Origin of the sequence: Actinocrinis sp. (genome assembly GCF_035653575.1) — a bacterium.
GTDB lineage: Bacteria > Actinomycetota > Actinomycetes > Streptomycetales > Catenulisporaceae > Actinocrinis.
The window spans coordinates 88,242-105,219 of the sequence record NZ_DASRBQ010000186.1 but is presented as its reverse complement, the minus strand read 5'-3'; the positions used below and the strand labels follow the sequence as shown (position 1 = coordinate 105,219).

The following is a 16,978-nucleotide window of genomic DNA, read 5'->3' as shown; positions in this document are numbered from 1 at the left end:
CCTGATCAACCGGCGTCTCAGGCAACGGCTGTACACTTCCGCGAAGTGGACACGGTGCCGGCCTCGATAGAGAGCGTGAGCGAGGAATCGCGGACGCGAAGCCGCCGCCTGCCCGTCCCGCGACTGCGCCGCCCGCGCTGGCGCAGACCGCGATTGCGCAAACCACGACCCGGCCTGCACTGGCTGCCGCAACTGGCCGCGATCGCGCTCGGGTTCCTGCTCGTCGCCGCCTTCCCGCCGATCGGCTGGTGGTGGCTCGCGCCGATCAGCGTCGCCGGCTTCGTCCTGTGCGCGCACAACGCCGCCCGCCTGCGAGCCCGCCGCGGCCTGCGTCGGCCCGCCGTCGCCGCGGCCTGGTGCGGCCTGTGGTTCGGGCTGGCCTTCTGCTTCCTGTCCTTCAAGTGGGTCACGACCGTCGGCACCGACGCCTGGATCGTGCTGGCCATCGTGGAGGCGTTCTACTTCGTGCCGCTCGGCGCGGCCACCGCCGCGGTCGGCCGGCTGCGCGGCGCGGTGCTCTGGCAGGCGCTGCTCTGGGTGGCCGAGGAGGCGCTGCGCGACCGCTGGCCGCTGCAGGGCTTCTCCTGGGGCCGGCTCGCCTTCAGCCAGAGCCACACCGTCCTCACCCCGCTGGCCGCGCTCGGTGGCGCGCCGTTGGTCACTTTCGCCACCGCCCTGGTCGGCACCACCCTGGCTGCCGTGCTCCTGACGGCGTATCACGTCCTGCGTTCCGGCAACGAGACCTCGGCGCGTCGCGCCTGGAGCGCAGCGGCGGGCTGGCTCGCGCTCGCCGTGCTCGTCCCGCTGGCCGGCATTCTGACCCCGCTTCAGACGACTGCCGAGAAGCCCGTTCAACTCGCCGCGATCCAAGGCAACGTACCGCGCACCGGCCTCGACGCCTACGGACAGGCCTCGGCGGTGCTCGACAACCACCTGAACGTCACGGAGCAGTACGCGGCCGAGGTCGCCGCGGGCAAGCTGCCGCAGCCGGCCGCGGTGTTCTGGCCCGAGGACTCCGACGACGTCGACCCCTTCCAGGACCCGATCGCCTACGCCGCGCTCACCCAGGCCGCCCAGGCCGTCCACACCCAGGTTCTGGTCGGAACAGTGGTGCTGCTCGGCAAGGGGCAGGCGCGCAACGAAGGCATCGTCTGGGACCCGGTCACCGGCCCCGGCGCCACCTACGCCAAGCGACACCTGGTTCCGTTCGGCGAGTACATCCCGTACCGCTCGCTGCTGACGCGGTACATCTCCGAACTCGCCCGCGTCCCGCGCGACGATGTTCCCGGTAACAAGCCCGGCATCCTCACCGTCGGCGGAGTACACATCGCGGATGTCATCTGCTTCGAGGTCGCCTACGACGACACGGTGCGCTCGTCGGTCAACAGCCAGACCGGGGTGCTGGTCGTGCAGACGAACAACGCGACCTACGGCTGGAGCGGGCAGCCGGAGCAACAGCTGGCGATCACCCAGCTGCGCGCGGTCGAACACGGCCGCCCGGTGATGATCGCCGCCACCAGCGGCATCTCCGGGTACATCACCCCGGACGGCAACATCCGCCAGCAGACGAAGCAGTTCACCCCGGCGGTGGTCGCCGCCGAAGTCACCCCGCGCACCGGGCTGACCCTCGCCGACCGGGTCGGCGCCTGGCCCGAGCTCGCGATGGCCGCCGCCGCGCTCGCCGCGTGGGCGCTGGGCGTGGCCCGTGCCAAACGCGACTCAAAGCTCCGATAATCTATCCGCCTCGCGATCGCCGCCGTCTCGCGCCCCGATCCCCGCGACCGCCACCGGCAATGAAAGGCCCGCACGTGACCGCCGCCCAGACCCTTGTGATCATCCCGACGTACAACGAGTCGGAGAACCTGGAGCGGATCGTCGCGCGGCTTCACGAACACAATCCCGAGGTACACGTCCTGGTAGCCGACGACAACAGCCCCGACGGCACCGGCGAGATCGCGGACAAGCTGGCCGCCGAGGACGCGCGCGTCCAGGTGCTGCACCGCAAGGGCAAGGAAGGGCTTGGCGCGGCCTATCTGGCCGGCTTCCGCTGGGGCCTTGACGCCGGGTACCAGGTCCTGGTCGAGATGGACGCCGACGGCTCACACCGCCCCGAGGACCTGCCGAAGCTGCTCGCCGCGCTCGACGAGCAGGGCGCCGACCTCGTGCTCGGCTCGCGCTGGGTCAGCGGCGGGCGCGTGGTGAACTGGCCGAAGTCGCGCGAGGTGCTCTCCCGCGGCGGCAACCTCTACGTGCGGCTGGCCACCGGGATGAAGCTGCGCGACGCGACCGGCGGCTTCCGCGCGTTCCGCCGGGCGACCCTGGAAGGCCTCGGCCTCGACGGAGTCGAGTCGGCCGGCTACTGCTTCCAGGTGGACATGGCCCGCCGCGCGGTGCGGGCCGGATTCCGGGTGGTCGAGGTGCCGATCACCTTCGTCGAGCGCGAGTTCGGCGTCTCGAAGATGTCAGGCAACATCGTGGTCGAGGCGCTGTGGCGCGCCACCGTGTGGGGCGTCCAGGACCGCACGGCGAAGCTGACTCGCCGTGGCGCGAAGAACAACTAGCCGGTTCGTGTACCGCCGAGCGGGACAAGTGCGGCGCGCTGGACCTGCGTCGCTCCGCTCTAGCCGTGCGTTCGGCCGCCTCGGCATGCCCCCTTAACGGCACAAGCGCGCCGCCAAGGCGGCGCGCCAAACCGGTCGGACTACTTCTTGACCGGGGCCTTCTTCGCCGGGCGAGCCGCGGACTTGCCCGCGGTCTTCGTGGTCGGCGCCTTGGACGCGGGCGCGGCGCTCGCGCTCTTCTTGGTCGGCGCCACCTTCGTGGCCGCCTTGGCCGGAGCGGGCGTCGGCGGGGCGTAGCTGATCCCGCCGGTGCGCAGCACCTCAAGGCGCTCGGCCAGGACCTCCTCGAGGTCCGCCACCGTGCGCCGCTCAAGCAGCATGTCCCAGTGCGTACGGGACGGCTTGCCCTGCTTCTCCTCCGGGGCCACGCCGTCCACGCGCAGCGCCTGCGCGCCGCACACCCGGCACTCCCACGTCGCCGGGACCTCGGCCTCAAGGGCGAACGGCATTTCGAACCGGTGTCCGTTCGGGCAGCTGTATTCCACATCCTGGCGGGGCGCGAGATCTATGCCGCTGTCCGTCTCGTAGCTGGTCGCGCCGAGCCGCGTGCCCCGAAGCGCTCGCTCGCTCATCGTCCGGTCTCCTCCTGCCTGCGGCGCGCGCCGCAGCGCCTTCCGCATCGTCTCTACCGTGTATGCCCAACGTCGCGGCGCGCCGTCTTGTTCCCCCGCAGGTGCCGCAAGGCGCAGCGAACCATCGACAGCTACGCCATACCCGGACATAAGTCTTCGAATCCCGCCTGTCGAGCGGATGGCGCCCACGTCCTGGACACGCCGGGGGCGGCCGCGCCGCCCGGCGCCGGACCCGGCACGGGTCCGCGGCGCGGACACGGTAGAGCGTCTGAGTGGCAAACTGTTGGTCAAATGCGCCGGGAGACGCCGCAGGCAGCGCCGCTACAGGCGACAATGGAGGCGCTGTCAAGGAGTAGAAGGGCGAGCCGATGAGCGGCCCCGCCGTGGAGCCGCAGCGGCCTGCGGACCAGGACGCCACCCGTTACCTGTGCGCGGCGGCCCACGTCGATCCCGAGTTCGCCCGCCGCGCGGTACGCGAACTGCTGGTCGACGAGCACCGGCTCCCGGTGGCGCATCCCGAGCTCGACCTGCCCACCGTGCTGCGCCACTGCATCGCGGCGCGCGCCCGCAGGCTGTACCGGGACGCCGCGATCGTCGTCATCCTCGCGTTGGCCGCCACGGTCGCAGGATGGAGCATCGCCGCCTGGTACGTCTCCCTGGCCGGCCTATGGCTGATCCTGCGCACCACCCGGCGCCCGGAGGCGGGCCCGGTCGCCCGAAACGTCGGCCTGCTGGCCGGGCTGCTGTGGGGCTTCGGCGCCCTCGTGCTGCTCAGCCTGGCCGTCACCAGCTGGGACCCGTTCGGGCTGCGCGAGACCTGGCGCCTGGCCGTCCCCAGCGCGACCGACGCGGCCGTGCGGCTCGGAGCCCCGGCCGCGGCCGCGCTGTGCTGCTGGCTGGCCACGCTCACGGACGAGATCGCCGCCTACATCACCGTCGCCGAACGGCTGCGCCGCGACCGGTTCACGCCGAGCCGCTGGCTGTCCGCCGAGCCGGCCTGGGCCCAGCACGCCCTCGGCGTGCTCGGCGAGCGCCTGGCCGACGGCCGGCTCGAACAGCACCCGGTGACCGACCCGGCGAACCCCTTCATCGGCGCGGGACCGCAGGCGCTGCGCCGCCGCTGGCTGGTCGACCTCGGCCCGGCCGCCTCACGCTCCGGCTCCTTCGACGTGGCCGACCTGCTCGACCGGATCTCCGAGCGGCTGGCCGACGGCCTCGGGTCGCTGGACCCGGCCGACCCGTCCGAGAAGGGCGGCACGGTCCTGATCGACGACTGCGCGATCTCGACGGTCCCCGCGCTCGCCACCCGGCTCGGCGACAACGAGGTGCGGCTGCTGCCCGACGCGCCCGATCCCTCCCAGCGGGGCACCGGACCGAGGGTGTTCCGCCGCGTGCGCATCGGCGGTGACCCGGCCGGGCTGGCCGTGACCGGGTACATTAACGCCACCGCCGGTGCGGGGCTGCTGCAGGTCGAGCTCTACGGCCACGTCCTGGGACCGATCGCCCAGCGCTACCGCGTTCCGGACCGTACCGCGCCGTTCGACGCCGCCATCGCGTTCACCTGTGCGGTACGCGCCCTGCGGAAACTGCCGACCGCTGTATTCACCGCTCCGCGCGGAGTGCTGCGCACCGCGTGCGACCCAGTACGCCGTCGCCGCCACCGCTCGCTACTCGGCCGCGCCGCCGCCTCAGGCCTCACGGTGACCGCTGGCGCACGCTACGACCTGCGTGAGGCGGTGGCCGCCAAGACCGGTACCGACCGCTTCGCTGACGAGGACGCGAATCTCTACCTCGCGGTCATCGAGCGGCGGGTGCGTGAGGAACTGCGGCCGCTGCTGCCCGCCGGCCGCCCCGAGTTCTGATCGCCGGGGTCGGGCCCGGCTCCTCGCGCGCGTCTTCCGGCGCGACCGGCTTCGGCACCTCGGTCTCGTACGGGTTCGCGATCTGCGCCCACACCACCTTGCCGTTGCCGGTGGGCCGCACGCCCCAGCGCTCGGAGAGCGTCTGCACGATCATCAGCCCGCGGTGCCGCTCGTCGGTCTTGTCGGTGGGCGTGGGCCGGGCCAGCCGGCCGTCCCCGTCGGCTACCTCGAGCAGCAGCGACCCGGGCCGGCGGCGCATCCGCAGCTCCATCGGCGTGCCCGCGTGCTCGACCGCGTTGGTCACCAGCTCGCTGACGATCTGCAGGACCGAGTCGGTCAGCTCGTCAAGGCCCCAGTCCGCGGTGGTCTTCTTGGCGAAGCGGCGGGCCGCGCGCGCCGCCTCAAGCGTCGGCGAGAGCGTGATCGCGGCCTTCTGCGTCGCCGCCGGATGCGCCGCGACGAACAGCACCGCCACGTCGTCGTGCTCGGCGCCGGTCAGCATCGCCTCGGCCAGCCGCGCCGCGCCTTCCTGCACATTGACCGGGGCCTGCGGACTGCACAGCCCGCCGAGCACCGAGCGCAGCTTGCCGAGGCGGTCCTGCAACGACTGGTCCCGGCACTCGACCAACCCGTCGGTGTAAAGCAGCAGTCGCGCGTTCTCCGGCAGCGGCTTGACCGCGTCCGCGAACACCGCGCCGTCCACCCCGAGCGGCATGCCCAGGTCCGCTTCCAGCAGGTTCACCGAACCGTCCGGGCAGACCAGCGCCGGCGGCAGATGCCCGGCGTTGGCCCAGCGCACCGTGCCGTCGCAGGGGTCGTACACCGCGTAGACGCAGGTGGCGATCTGCTCGTGCGGCAGCCGGCACACCAGATTGTTGAGCTGGTCGAGCACCTGGGCCGGCGGCAGGTCCATCACCGCGTACGCCTGGATCGCCGCGCGCAGCTGGCCCATCACCGCCGCCGCGCCGATCCCGCGCCCCATGACGTCGCCGATGACCAGCGCCACCCGGTCCGCGGACAGCGGTATCACGTCGAACCAGTCGCCGCCGACGCGGGCGCCCTGCTCGCCGGGCAGGTATGCGGTGGCCACGTCCAGGTCGCCCATACGCGACGGCGCGGCCGGAAGGAGCGAGCGCTGCAATCGCATCGCCGTCGTGCGCTCGTGCCGGTAGAGCCGCGCGTTCTCCATCGCGCTGGCGGCTTGCGCCGCGATGCCTTGAGCCAGTTGCTCATCGCGCTCGGTGAAGATGCCCGCGTCCGGATGGCCGAAGTAGAACGAGCCCAGGACCTCGCCGTTGGCCGCGATCACCGGCACGGAGAGGAACGACCGGACCGGAGGGTGCCCCGCTGGCATGCCGTGGTGCGGAGGGCTCGCGCCGTAACGCGGGTCGCGCGTCACATCGGAGCATCGGACGGTCGCGCGGTTCGGCGGGTTGGTAGCGAACAACGCAGTACCCTGCGGTTGCTCGAGCCGCTCGAAGCTCTCCGGGGGCGAGCCCGCCAGCGCGTACCGCCGCCGCGGCGCGCCGTCCTCGCCGTGCGCGGTATAGAAGAACACGCCGAAACGCGCCCCGACCACGCTGGTGGCCGCCTCGATCGCGTGCTGGACCAGCTTGCCCAGGTCCAGTTGCCGGGCCAGCGACTGGCCCACCGAGTACAGCGTCTCGACGATCCGCGACTCCTGCGCCAGCCGTTCCCGCTGCTCGCGCAGCGCCGACTCGACCGAGGGGCGCGGCTGCATCGACCAGCCGGCCGAGCTGTCGGCCGAACCCGGCAGGATCGGGCTGGCGTGGTACCGCTCGTCGAGCGCTGACGCGGCCTCGGTGCGCGGCACGACCCGGCCCACCGGCGGCGCGGGATCGAACAGCGGCAGGTGGGCGAAGGGGGCCAGAGTGGCGCACAGTGCCTCGGCGACCGCGCCGAAGCGGTGCGCGGTGACCGTGTCGATCGGCACCCGCGAGAAGATCACCGCGCTGAACAGCTCGCCGTTCGGCAGGATCCCGCCGAGGCCCAGCGCTGAGGCTACGCCGTGCGCCTCGACGAGCCACTGCGCCGGCACCAGCGGGGAGCCGGCCACCTGGGAAACGAGGTGGACGGCGACCCGGGACGGTCTGGGCTCGCCGTGAAAGGTGACCTCGCCCTGCGCGAAGTCGCCGTGGGCGGCGGGGTCTCCGCGCCAGGCGTCGGCGCTCGACCGGCCGGTATGCGGCGGATGCGCGGCGCGCTGCGCGTCCGCGCCGACCAGGTGGTCCATGACGGTCAGGCCGAGCGGCACCCGGCGCACCACCTCGGTGCCGGCCAGCGGAAGCGCCTGGTGGTCGCGGGAGGCGTGCCGGTCGCACCACGTGGGACGGTCGCCGAGGGTGGCCAGCAACGCCAGGCAGCGGGTGCCCTCGCCGCTGGCCCCTGGCGCCATGCGGGCCAGCGCGTACGAGCGCAGCTGCGGGGTCAGCAGCTCGAAGCGGGTGGTCTGGAAGAGCCGCACCAGGACGATCGCGGACTCGCCCTCCGCGGAGAGGAAGGCGCCGCGCATGGCGGCCACCGCCTGCCGGGCGGCCCCTTCCATCGACGCTGCCTGATCGCCGCACCGGGCGATCGCGGCGGCCAGCGCGGCGATGCGCTCCGGGGCGAAGACGACTTCCGGAGAGTGCGCCGAGAGCGCGCCGCGGTGAACGCCTAGCCCGACTCCGCCTGCCACGGGGTCCACCTGAGCGCCTCGCCTCCGCCCGATCCGGGTACAGCCACGCGGAGAAGGTTGTTCCCGCGGCGACGACGATCCAACCGGCGCGCGCCGCGGACGCCGGTCCGCGGGCTCACGGGCTCCGGGCCGGGTCCAGCTCCGGCGCCCGCGTGGTGTTCCACATCATCATCGCCTCTTCGGCGCCCGGCGACAGGGGCTTTCGCCGGATCGTTCGGAAAGGTGAGGCGAGCGAGCGCCGGAAGATCCGGATTCGTACCGAAACGCGGCAATGCGGAGGCATGAAGAGCAGACAGGAAGAGCACGGATGAAGGGCGCGCACACGAAGGCCGCGCCGTGCATCGCCCCGACTGGGGGGCGGACGATGCACGGCGCGGCCGTCAACGAACCTCGCCGCCTGCCGGGCCGGGCCGGTGGGTGTGGCCGGCCCGCCGGAGCGGGTCATCCCGAGTGGATCAGACCTCGGAGATTATCGTGCTCAGCTTCTCGAGCTTGGTGACGACCAGCTCGTACTCCTCGTCGGTCAGCGTCTTGCGCACGTTGCGCTCCAGGCTGCGGATCCGCCGCTTGGCCGTGTCGAACGCCTCCTGGCCCATCGGGGTCACCGTGGTGGTGATGACCCGCCCGGCGCCCGGGTGCGACGTGCGCGCGATGTAGCCCTTGCGCTCGAGCGCCGCGACCAGGCCGACCATCGCCTGCGGGGTCACCTGCACGGAGCGGGCCAGGGTCGCCGACGACGCGCTCTTGAGGTGGATCAGGGCCTGCAGCACCCCGTACTGCGCCTCGGTGAGGTCGACCTCGTCGAGCACCCGGTCGATCTGCCGGCCGAGCTCCCGGTTCGCCCGCGTCAGCAGCCAGGACAGGTACCCGCTGGCCGGCCGGTAGGCCGACTCCTGCGCCCGCACCTGCTCCGCCTCCGCCACCGCCCTGGCGCGGCGCGCCGACCGGCCGCCCGAGGCCGGTAACAGGCTTGATTTCTTCGTCGCTGTACTCATTACTGACCCCTTCGCATCCTGATGCGCTACTCCAGACGGCGTTTTCGCAGGGCTTTGACGATGTATGCGACCATCGCCCCGCGCGCCCCAGCTGCTCTTTTGCCCCGTCCGTGCGGTCCGGGGGAGCGCACGGGATAGCGCCGTCGCTCACTCTCCAGGCCATGATAAACCCGAATGGAGCAGCCAGGAACCATAGTCAGAAAAAACACTGATATCAGCGAGCATGAGATCAAGGCACTGGACGAGACGGCCTGCGAGTTGTTACCCTGACGCCCCGTCAGTTCGGGTTCGGCATGCACATGCGGATGCACCTCAACCCGCGTGAATTCCCCACCGGTGGCCAACCGTCACACCAGGTTCCAGGCGGATCAGATCCGTGCCGCTGTTGAAAGCGTCCGGCGGGCACGACATCGGCTCAACAGCCACGGCAGCGCGGTGTCTTTCCCCGTCGAGCGGGTCCGCCGTGAATACCTGGATCCATTCCAAACCACGGTCCATCCACAGGGTGACGCACCCTCCGCCGGGCTCGCTGAGCCGCACCCTGCCGATGCCGTCCAATTCCCTTTGCAGGCCTCCGAAAGCGGTATCGAGCCGGCTTTGGCCGAGCTGCCGCGGAGAGCGGAAGTCGTATCCGCTGCCATCCACGTCGGCGAGGCCCACCGGGTTCATCCGCTCGTCGACCTGGACCCAGTGCTGCGCGGGCAGGTGCAGCGTCCACTGGTCGGCGGCGTCCGGCTCCGGCGCCACGCCCGGCAGCAGATAGGGATGCGCCGCATAGCCGTACGGCGCCGCGTTCTCGCCGACGTTTCGGGCCGTCACCTCGACTTCGAGCCCTGCTTCGGACACCGCGTAGGCCGCGGTCAGGTCGAGGATGTGCGGGTAACCGGGGTGCGGGTAGAGCCGGAGGCCGAGCACAACGCGCTCAGCTGAGTGCTCCTCAACCCGCCACGCCGACCACCGCACCAGCCCGTGGATCGCGTTGCCGCGGGAGGGCTCGGTCAGATCGAGCTGCCGCTCTTCCCCGTCGAAGCGGTAGTGGCCTCCGGCGACCCGGTTCGGCCAGGGCGCGAGCAATTGGCCCGCACCGCCGTGCGCCGCCTCATGCGCCGCGAAACCGTAGACCAGCGGCCTGGGTTCACCGCCGCCGAGGAATTCCAGTTCGCGAAGTCCGGCGCCGACCTCGGTGACCACGGCGCGATATCCGCCGCCGGCGATGGAGAATTGCCGCCCCGTCGGATAGGCCCCCGGCGCGCCCGAAACCGGGCCGGTCCCATTCCCCGCAATTGCATCCGCCCCGGGCGCCCCAGACGGCGTCTTCGCTGAGTCCATGAGCGAATACTCTTCCATACCGGCCGGGGACGCAGACGCGGCAGCCGGGAAAGGACGACAGCCGCCCGCGGGCCACGCCAAGGGGGGAGAAGCGTGGACGCGCGGACGGCTGTGCTCTGTGCTCGCGACCGCCGATGGACGTGTCATCTGCCGGCCGGTTCGCTTCAACGCTACGACCCGCTCATGCTGGCCGGAAGGCCGCGGCGCGGGCCTTGGCACAAGCTTTGCCCGTCTTTGGCATTAGACAGGTCTGGTCATCGGACCGCCGCGCCGCTCGCCACGTGGCCGCCATGCCCCCGCCACCTGCATCCTCGACGTGCGGCAACCCGTAGACTTCGCGCCATGACGGAGCCGACGCCGGGCGACCAGGTCTGGACCATCCCCAACGCGCTCAGCCTGCTGCGACTGCTCGGCGTGCCGCTGTTCCTCTGGCTGATCCTGCAGCCGGTCTTCCACGGGCCGCACTACGACGGCTGGGCCATCCTGCTGCTCGCGGTCAGCGGCGCCACCGACTACCTCGACGGCAAGATCGCCCGCGCGTTCGGCCAGGTCAGCCGGATCGGCCAGCTGCTCGACCCGGCGGCCGACCGGCTCTACATCCTCTCCACCCTGGCCGGTCTGGCGGCGCGTCAGATCATCCCGGTATGGCTCGCCGTCCTGCTGGTGGCCCGCGACCTGCTGATGAGCATCCCGCTCGCCGTGCTCAGGCGCCATGGCTACGGCCCGCCGCCGGTGCACTTCCTCGGCAAGGCCGCCACTTTCAACCTGCTCTACGCCTTCCCGCTGCTGCTGCTCGGCGACGGGACCGGCCTGCTGCACGACGTGGCCGGCGAGGTCGGCTGGGCCTTCGCGATCTGGGGAACCGCGCTGTACTACCTAGCCGCCGGGCTCTACGTCGTGCAGGTCCGCAGGCTGATCGCGCGCCCCGACAGCGCCGCTTGACGGTCCTCAGCCGCCCGCCATCCCGCCTCCGCGTGATCTTGGCTACATCCGTCCTCTCGCGCCGCCCGGCTGATTAAGGGAGATCGAACGGGGGAGGGAAGAGGCGACGGGGGCGACCGCGCGCCTTTGGCGCGCCTTTGATTCGGGAAAGAGGACCCAGCGGACCATGAAAGCCGTCGTAATGGCCGGGGGAGAGGGGACCCGGCTGCGACCGATGACCTCCTCGATGCCGAAGCCGCTGCTACCCGTGGTGAACCGCCCGATCATGGAGCATGTGCTGCGGCTGCTCAAACGGCACGGACTCACCGAGACCGTCGTCACCGTGCAGTTCCTCGCCTCACTGGTGCGCAACTACTTCGGTGACGGCGAAGAGCTCGGCATGAGCTTGTACTACGCGAACGAGGACACGCCCCTGGGCACCGCGGGATCGGTGAAGAACGCCGAGGCGCAGCTGGAGGGCGACAGCTTCCTGGTGATCTCCGGGGACGCGCTCACCGACATCGACCTCACCGCGCTGATCGAGTACCACCGCAAGAAGGGCGCGCTGGTGACGGTGTGCCTGACCCGCGTGCCTGACCCCCTGGAATTCGGCATCACCATCACCGCCGAGGACGGGCGGGTCGAACGGTTCCTGGAGAAGCCGACCTGGGGCCAGGTCTTCTCGGACACCGTCAATACCGGCATCTACGTGATGGAGCCCGAAGTCCTCAGCTACATCGCGCCCGGCGAGCAGGTGGACTGGTCCGGCGACGTCTTCCCGCGGCTGCTTGCCGAAGGCAAGCCGGTCTACGGATACGTCGCCGAGGGGTACTGGGAGGACGTCGGCACGCACGAGTCGTACATCAAGGCGCAGGCGGACGTGCTCACCGGGAAGGTCGAGGCCGAGATCGACGGCTTTGAGACCGCGCCCGGGGTGTGGGTGGCCGAGGGCGCCGAGATCGACCCGGCCGCGGTGCTCAAGGGCCCGTGCTACGTCGGCGACTACTCCAAGGTGGAGGCGGGAGTCGAAATCCGGGAACACACGGTCATCGGCTCCAACGTCGTGGTGAAGACCGGGGCGTTCCTGCACCGGGCCGTCATCCACGGCAACGTCTACGTGGGACCGCAGGCCAACCTGCGCGGCTGCGTCGTCGGCAAGAACACCGACGTGATGCGCGCGGCCCGGATCGAGGACGGCGTCGTCGTGGGCGACGAGTGCCTGATCGAAGAGGAGTCGATCCTCGCCGCCGGCGTGCGCATCTACCCGTTCAAGACGGTCGAGGCCGGCGCGGTGGTCAACACCGACGTCATCTGGGAGCAGCGCAGCCAGCGCTCGCTGTTCGGGCCGCGCGGGGTGAGCGGCGTGGTCAACGTCGAGATCACTCCGGAACTCGCGGTCCGGCTGGCCAGCGCCTACGCGACCACGCTGAAGAAAGGTGCGACGGTTACCGCGGCGCGTGATGGCTCGCGTGCCGCGCGTGCGCTTAAGCGTGCAGTCATCGCGGCGCTTACATCGAGCGCGCTCAACGTGCGTGACCTTGAGTGCGTGCCGATGCCCGTGGCGCGACTTCAGACCGCGCGCGGCACGGTCGGCGGCGTCGCGATCCGTACGACGCCCGGAGTGCCGGATTCGGTCGAGATCCAGTTCCTCGACTCCACCGGAGCGGATCTCTCGCCGGCCGCGCAACGCAAACTCGACCGGGTTTACTCGCGCGCCGAGTTCCGCCGGGCGTTCCCCGGCGAGATCGGCGATTTGGCCACGCCTTCCCGGATCTTTGAAAGTTACGTGCAGGAGTTGCTCAGCCGGGTCGACGTGTCGGGTGTCGCGGAGTCCGGGATGAAGATCGTCGTGGACTCCGGCGGCGGTTCTGCGGGACTCGTGCTGCCGGCGCTGCTCGGCCGGATCGGCGTCGACGCGTTCACTGTCAACCTCGGCATGGACGAGGCGCATCCGACCGAGTCGCCCGCCGAGCAGGCCGCGGCGCTGCGCCGGCTCGGCGAGTTGGTCTCCTCTTCCCGCGCCTCGGTGGGCGTCCGGTTCGACCCGGTCGGCGAACGCATCTGGCTCGTGGACGAGACCGGTGCGCGTATCGACGACGAGCGGGCGCTACTGGTCCTTATGGACTTGGTGGCGGCCGAGCGGGTCTCGGGCACCATCGCGCTGCCCGTGACGACGACGCGTGTTGCTGAACGGGTCACCGGCTTCCACAAGGTCGGCATCGAGTGGGTCTCTACCGCACCCGATGAATTGACCCGTGTCGCCGCGCAGAAGGGCGTGATCTTCGGCGGCGACGGACGCGGTGGCTTCGTCATCCCGGAATTCCACGCCTCGCTCGACGGCATCGCGGCATTCACGCGGCTGCTCGGCCTGCTCGCGCGCACGCACCTGACGCTGTCGCAGGCAGACGCACGAATCCCGCGTGCGTACGTGCGGAGGATGGACGTACCGACACCGTGGGCCGCCAAGGGGATGGTGATGCGTACCGTCGTCGAGGCCGCGCAGGACCGGATTCTCGACACGACCGACGGCGTACGCATCGTCGAAGCCGACGGCCGCTGGACGCTCGTCCTCCCCGACCCCGCAGAGGCCGTCACGCACCTTTGGGCGGAAGGACCCGACCCCGAATCGGCCGACGAACTACTCGGCCTGTGGGCGGCTGTCGTGGAACAGGCAGGTGCGTAACGGACGCCTAAGACGGGACGCATAAGACATATGTCGGGCCGACCGGCCACAGGCACTGTGGCTGTGTGGTCGGTCGGCCTGGCCACCGTGTATGGTCGCGACACCAGCTACCTGACAGTACAAACCACGGACGCGCGGCAAGGGGGCGCTCCGGCGAGATCCGCCGGGCACCGGTCCGCGGCCCCGAACCAGCAACGGAGCAGCGCAGTGGCCACGGCCGACATCCCCGAGGACCTGAAGTACACCGCCGAACACGAATGGGTGCGGGCGGACTCCGGCACGGTGCTGCGGGTCGGCATCACCGACTTCGCGCAGGACGCGCTCGGCGACATCGTGTTCGTCACCCTGCCCCAGTCCGGGGCCGAGATCCAGGCCGGCGAGCCCTGCGGCGAACTGGAGTCCACCAAGTCGGTCAGCGACATCTACGCGCCGGTCAGCGGCACCGTCACCGCCGTCAACGGCGCCCTCGACGCCAACCCGGAGCTGGTGAACTCGGACCCTTACGGCGAGGGCTGGATGTTCGAGGTCGAGGTGTCCGGGCCCGAGGCGCTGGACGGGCTGCTCGACGCCGCCGGTTACCGCGCCGTCGCCGAGAAGTAGCCGACGGATCGCGAGAAAGGGCGGCGGGAGGGTTCAGTGGCGCTGTTCGGTCGGTTCGGCCGCGGCCGGGGCGGCAACCCGGCCCCCGCGGCGCCCGGCGGGTCGGTTGACCCGGAGCCGGACGGACGCCTAGGTTTCGATGCGTCGCCGCCTCCCGCTCCCGGCGGCGCCCCCAGCCAGTCACGAGCTGCCGCGCCGGAGCCGCGGCGGGAGGTCGGATCGATGCCGTTGTGCGCCCGCTGCGGGCACGCCAACTCGGAAGGCAGCCGTTTCTGCTCCAACTGCGGCAACCCGCTGGTGCCCGGGGCGGTGCCGGTGGACCCTGCCTCCGGCGAGCGGCCCGCGGAGGTGACCTCGACCCTCGCCCTCGGCGCGGTCAACCTCACCGACACCGGGGAGCCCGCCGCCGGGGAGCTGGCCGACCCACAGGCCGGTGTCACCGAGAGCCTGTCGGCGGGCACCGCACTGCTGGTGGTGCAGCGCGGGCCGAACGCGGGCAGCCGCTTCCTCCTGGACACCGAGGTCACCTCGGCCGGGCGCGCCCCCGACAGCGACATCTTCCTCGACGACGTGACGGTCTCCCGCCGACACGCGGAGTTCACCCGCGCCGCGCAGGGCTACCTGGTGCGCGATGTCGGCTCGCTCAACGGCACGTACGTGAACCGGGAGCGCATCGAGGAAGTCCTCCTCGCGGACGGCGACGAGGTCCAGATCGGCAAGTACCGGCTGGTATTCCTCACCGGAGGTCGTTAGTGCCTCGGCATCGGCCGGAAAGGCGCTACGCAAAGCGGTAAAGCGGCGGCGCGTGGCGTGGACGCGCGCCCGCGGCACCCGGCAAGCTGGGACGGCCGGGCCGGATCCGGTTCGACGGCGGTCGTCCGTTCCTGTCGGTGGCCCCCGACATACTGGATCCGGAAGCGGTGAGGGCACCGAGCACCATCTGGCACCACGAGGACCGGGAGACACCATGGCGGGCACGCGAGGGTCGACGAACGGTAGTGGGGCCGGCACGCGCACAGCGCGCGGTGCGGCCGAGGGCCGGGCGGGCAGCGGGGCGCGGGCGCACACCGCGGCCTCGTCGTCCTTTGGCCGCGTGAGCCGCCGCACCCTGACCATCGGCGAGGCGGCGGCCGCGCTGTCCGCCGACTTCCCCGGCGTCACGGCGGCGGCGCTGCGCCGGATCGAGGCGGCCGGGCAGTTCATCCCGGCGCGCAGCTCCTCGGGGTACCGCCGCTACTCCGAGGCCGATCTCGACCTCATCAGGATCGTGCTGTCGAACCAGCCTGCCGCTGCGGCGCCGGATCCGGCCGACGCCGAGCATCCGGCCCCGGGAGCAGCGGGCGCCGATTGGGCAGGCAGCCCCGATCCTGCCGACCTTTCGGGAGCCGAGCATCCGCTGACCCATCCGGCGGCCGGGCAATCCGCGGCCGAGGACGAGTTCGCAGCGGTCGGCGCGGCGCGAGACCTGGCCGCCGCAGCCGCACGCCACACGGGCCGCGGCATGGCGCGTACCGGCCGCTCCGCATCCTCGCGGGTCCCGGCGGCGCGCTCGGCCGCGGTGGACGACATGCAGGGCGTTGCGACCCGGCGTCAAGCCGGCAGGATCCCCGCGGACGCGCTCTTCGACGTCCCGGCGGCCAGCGGTGGGAAGCAGGTCGCCGGTGTGCCGCAGCAGGGGCTGGCGGGTCTCGAGCACCAGTCGCAGTGTGCTGACCTAATCGGCACGGCGGCAACGGTGCCTGGTGCCGTGTCCGCGTCCGCCGGCATCGAGTCCGCCAAAGCCCCCGCAACGAGCGCCCCGTCTCTGACCACGCAGACCCCGAACGGCCAGGCCGCCAACAGCACGATCGCCAACGGCTCAGCCGTGCATGGCTCGGCCGCCAACGGTTCAGCCCCCAATGGCGCGGCCGCCAACACCACGATCGCGAACGGCTCCGCCACCAGCGCCACGGCGACATCCACAATCGCGTCCCGTCGCGCCGAGCGCCGCTGGCCCGACCCGGAATTCTTCGCGCCCGACCTCGGCGAGGTGGCCCTGGACCGGGACCAGTTGGCAGCCGCGGCGCGCACGGACCGGGCCTGGGTGGACGGGCTGGTGGAGTACGGCCTGCTGTCGGGGAACCGGTCGGCCGGCGGCGCGGACCTGCTGGTCGCCCGCGCGGCCGCGGAACTGGCCCAGTTCGGCATGGAGCCGCGGCACCTGCGCGTGGTAGCGGCCTCGGCCGCCCGCGTCGCGGAACTCATCACCTCGGCGACCTCGCCCGGCCCCAACCGTGACGCGGCCCGGCGGGAACGCACCCTGCTCGCCGGTCCTGGCCGCAGCGCCGAGGCTGCGGCAGCCGCAGTCCGGCTCCACGCCGCGCTCGTCCGCGCCGCCCTCCTGCGCGGCTGACGCCTGACCCGCACCGCTGACGCTGACCCGAAGCGCCGAAATCGCGGCGGCCTACCGGCGTTTGCACCTTCGCCTCGACGCTGTCCTTCTCCCGCGCTGTGCTCCTGCGGTAGTGGCTGACCCGCAGCGCTGGTACTTGCCGCCCGGGCCGGCCCCCGGCCAGGCGGCGGACAGCGGTCATTCTCGGACCGCAGCACCGTCTCCGGAGCGCGTCCGGGCGGCCCGGATTCCCTAGCCTCCTCGACTGGTCTTCCCGCTTTCCTCCCGCTCTCCTTCCTGCTCCGCGACGCGCCTGGGACCTGGTT

General features: G+C 71.7%; 11 protein-coding genes and 1 pseudogene. 8 read left to right on the top strand and 4 right to left on the bottom strand.

Going from position 1 to position 16,978, the window contains the following annotated elements; all coding sequences use genetic code 11:
• Window positions 1-153: 153 nt before the first annotated feature.
• Both lnt and VFA06_RS25685 read left to right on the top strand, forming a co-directional pair.
• On the top strand, window positions 154-1,734 hold the full coding sequence (gene lnt, locus VFA06_RS25690) for an apolipoprotein N-acyltransferase (protein ID WP_324843296.1): 1,581 nt from the start codon (window positions 154-156) through the stop codon (window positions 1,732-1,734).
• A gap of 59 nt (window positions 1,735-1,793) precedes the next feature.
• On the top strand, window positions 1,794-2,561 hold the full coding sequence (locus VFA06_RS25685) for a polyprenol monophosphomannose synthase (RefSeq protein WP_414639960.1): 768 nt from the start codon (window positions 1,794-1,796) through the stop codon (window positions 2,559-2,561).
• A 290-nt stretch (window positions 2,562-2,851) separates the two neighbouring features.
• On the opposite strand, the pseudogene VFA06_RS25680 reads toward VFA06_RS25685, so the two are convergent.
• Window positions 2,852-3,193 (bottom strand): annotated as a pseudogene (locus VFA06_RS25680) (RNA polymerase-binding protein RbpA); the annotation flags it as partial.
• A gap of 368 nt (window positions 3,194-3,561) precedes the next feature.
• Between VFA06_RS25680 and VFA06_RS25675 the strand changes: the two are divergent.
• Window positions 3,562-5,055 carry a hypothetical protein gene (locus tag VFA06_RS25675; protein WP_324843294.1) on the top strand — a complete coding sequence of 498 codons (1,494 nt, stop codon included), beginning with the start codon at window positions 3,562-3,564 and terminating at the stop codon, window positions 5,053-5,055.
• Here the strand turns inward: VFA06_RS25675 and VFA06_RS25670 are convergent.
• The 3 genes from VFA06_RS25670 to VFA06_RS25660 all read right to left on the bottom strand — a co-directional run bounded on the left by VFA06_RS25670 (window position 4,991) and on the right by VFA06_RS25660 (window position 9,963).
• Window positions 4,991-7,762: an ATP-binding SpoIIE family protein phosphatase gene (locus VFA06_RS25670; protein WP_324843293.1), complete on the bottom strand. Its 2,772-nt coding sequence runs from the start codon at window positions 7,760-7,762 to the stop codon at window positions 4,991-4,993. The genes VFA06_RS25675 and VFA06_RS25670 overlap by 65 nt on opposite strands.
• A gap of 446 nt (window positions 7,763-8,208) precedes the next feature.
• Window positions 8,209-8,748 carry a MarR family winged helix-turn-helix transcriptional regulator gene (locus VFA06_RS25665; RefSeq protein ID WP_324843292.1) on the bottom strand — a complete coding sequence of 180 codons (540 nt, stop codon included), beginning with the start codon at window positions 8,746-8,748 and terminating at the stop codon, window positions 8,209-8,211.
• Window positions 8,749-9,060: 312 nt separating this feature from the next.
• Complete coding sequence (locus tag VFA06_RS25660) at window positions 9,061-9,963, bottom strand: aldose 1-epimerase family protein (RefSeq protein WP_349260357.1); 903 nt, start codon at window positions 9,961-9,963, stop codon at window positions 9,061-9,063.
• A 456-nt stretch (window positions 9,964-10,419) separates the two neighbouring features.
• Between VFA06_RS25660 and VFA06_RS25655 the strand changes: the two genes are divergently transcribed.
• From VFA06_RS25655 to VFA06_RS25635, 5 genes are all read left to right on the top strand, one after another.
• The gene (locus tag VFA06_RS25655; RefSeq protein ID WP_324843290.1) at window positions 10,420-11,019 is read left to right on the top strand and encodes a CDP-alcohol phosphatidyltransferase family protein; all 600 of its coding nucleotides are present in this window, start codon (window positions 10,420-10,422) and stop codon (window positions 11,017-11,019) included.
• Window positions 11,020-11,185: 166 nt separating this feature from the next.
• On the top strand, window positions 11,186-13,681 hold the full coding sequence (locus VFA06_RS25650; protein ID WP_324843289.1) for a mannose-1-phosphate guanyltransferase: 2,496 nt from the start codon (window positions 11,186-11,188) through the stop codon (window positions 13,679-13,681).
• Window positions 13,682-13,888: 207 nt separating this feature from the next.
• Window positions 13,889-14,281: a glycine cleavage system protein GcvH gene (gcvH, locus tag VFA06_RS25645; RefSeq protein ID WP_324843288.1), complete on the top strand. Its 393-nt coding sequence runs from the start codon at window positions 13,889-13,891 to the stop codon at window positions 14,279-14,281.
• Between the two features lie 222 nt (window positions 14,282-14,503).
• Window positions 14,504-15,034 carry an FHA domain-containing protein gene (locus VFA06_RS25640; RefSeq protein ID WP_324843287.1) on the top strand — a complete coding sequence of 177 codons (531 nt, stop codon included), beginning with the start codon at window positions 14,504-14,506 and terminating at the stop codon, window positions 15,032-15,034.
• 340 nt (window positions 15,035-15,374) lie between these two features.
• The gene (locus VFA06_RS25635) at window positions 15,375-16,673 is read left to right on the top strand and encodes a hypothetical protein (RefSeq protein ID WP_324843286.1); all 1,299 of its coding nucleotides are present in this window, start codon (window positions 15,375-15,377) and stop codon (window positions 16,671-16,673) included.
• The last annotated feature ends 305 nt before the right edge of the window (window positions 16,674-16,978 follow it).

Excerpts from the sequence above, each read along its gene's own strand:
- VFA06_RS25685 (WP_414639960.1), top strand. The coding sequence starts at position 1,794 with ATGAAAGGCCCGCACGTGACCGCCGCCCAGACCCTTGTGATCATCCCG.
- VFA06_RS25675 (WP_324843294.1), top strand. The coding sequence starts at position 3,562 with ATGAGCGGCCCCGCCGTGGAGCCGCAGCGGCCTGCGGACCAGGACGCC.
- VFA06_RS25665 (WP_324843292.1), bottom strand. The coding sequence starts at position 8,748 with ATGAGTACAGCGACGAAGAAATCAAGCCTGTTACCGGCCTCGGGCGGC.
- VFA06_RS25655 (WP_324843290.1), top strand. The coding sequence starts at position 10,420 with ATGACGGAGCCGACGCCGGGCGACCAGGTCTGGACCATCCCCAACGCG.
- VFA06_RS25650 (WP_324843289.1), top strand. The coding sequence starts at position 11,186 with ATGAAAGCCGTCGTAATGGCCGGGGGAGAGGGGACCCGGCTGCGACCG.
- VFA06_RS25640 (WP_324843287.1), top strand. The coding sequence starts at position 14,504 with ATGCCGTTGTGCGCCCGCTGCGGGCACGCCAACTCGGAAGGCAGCCGT.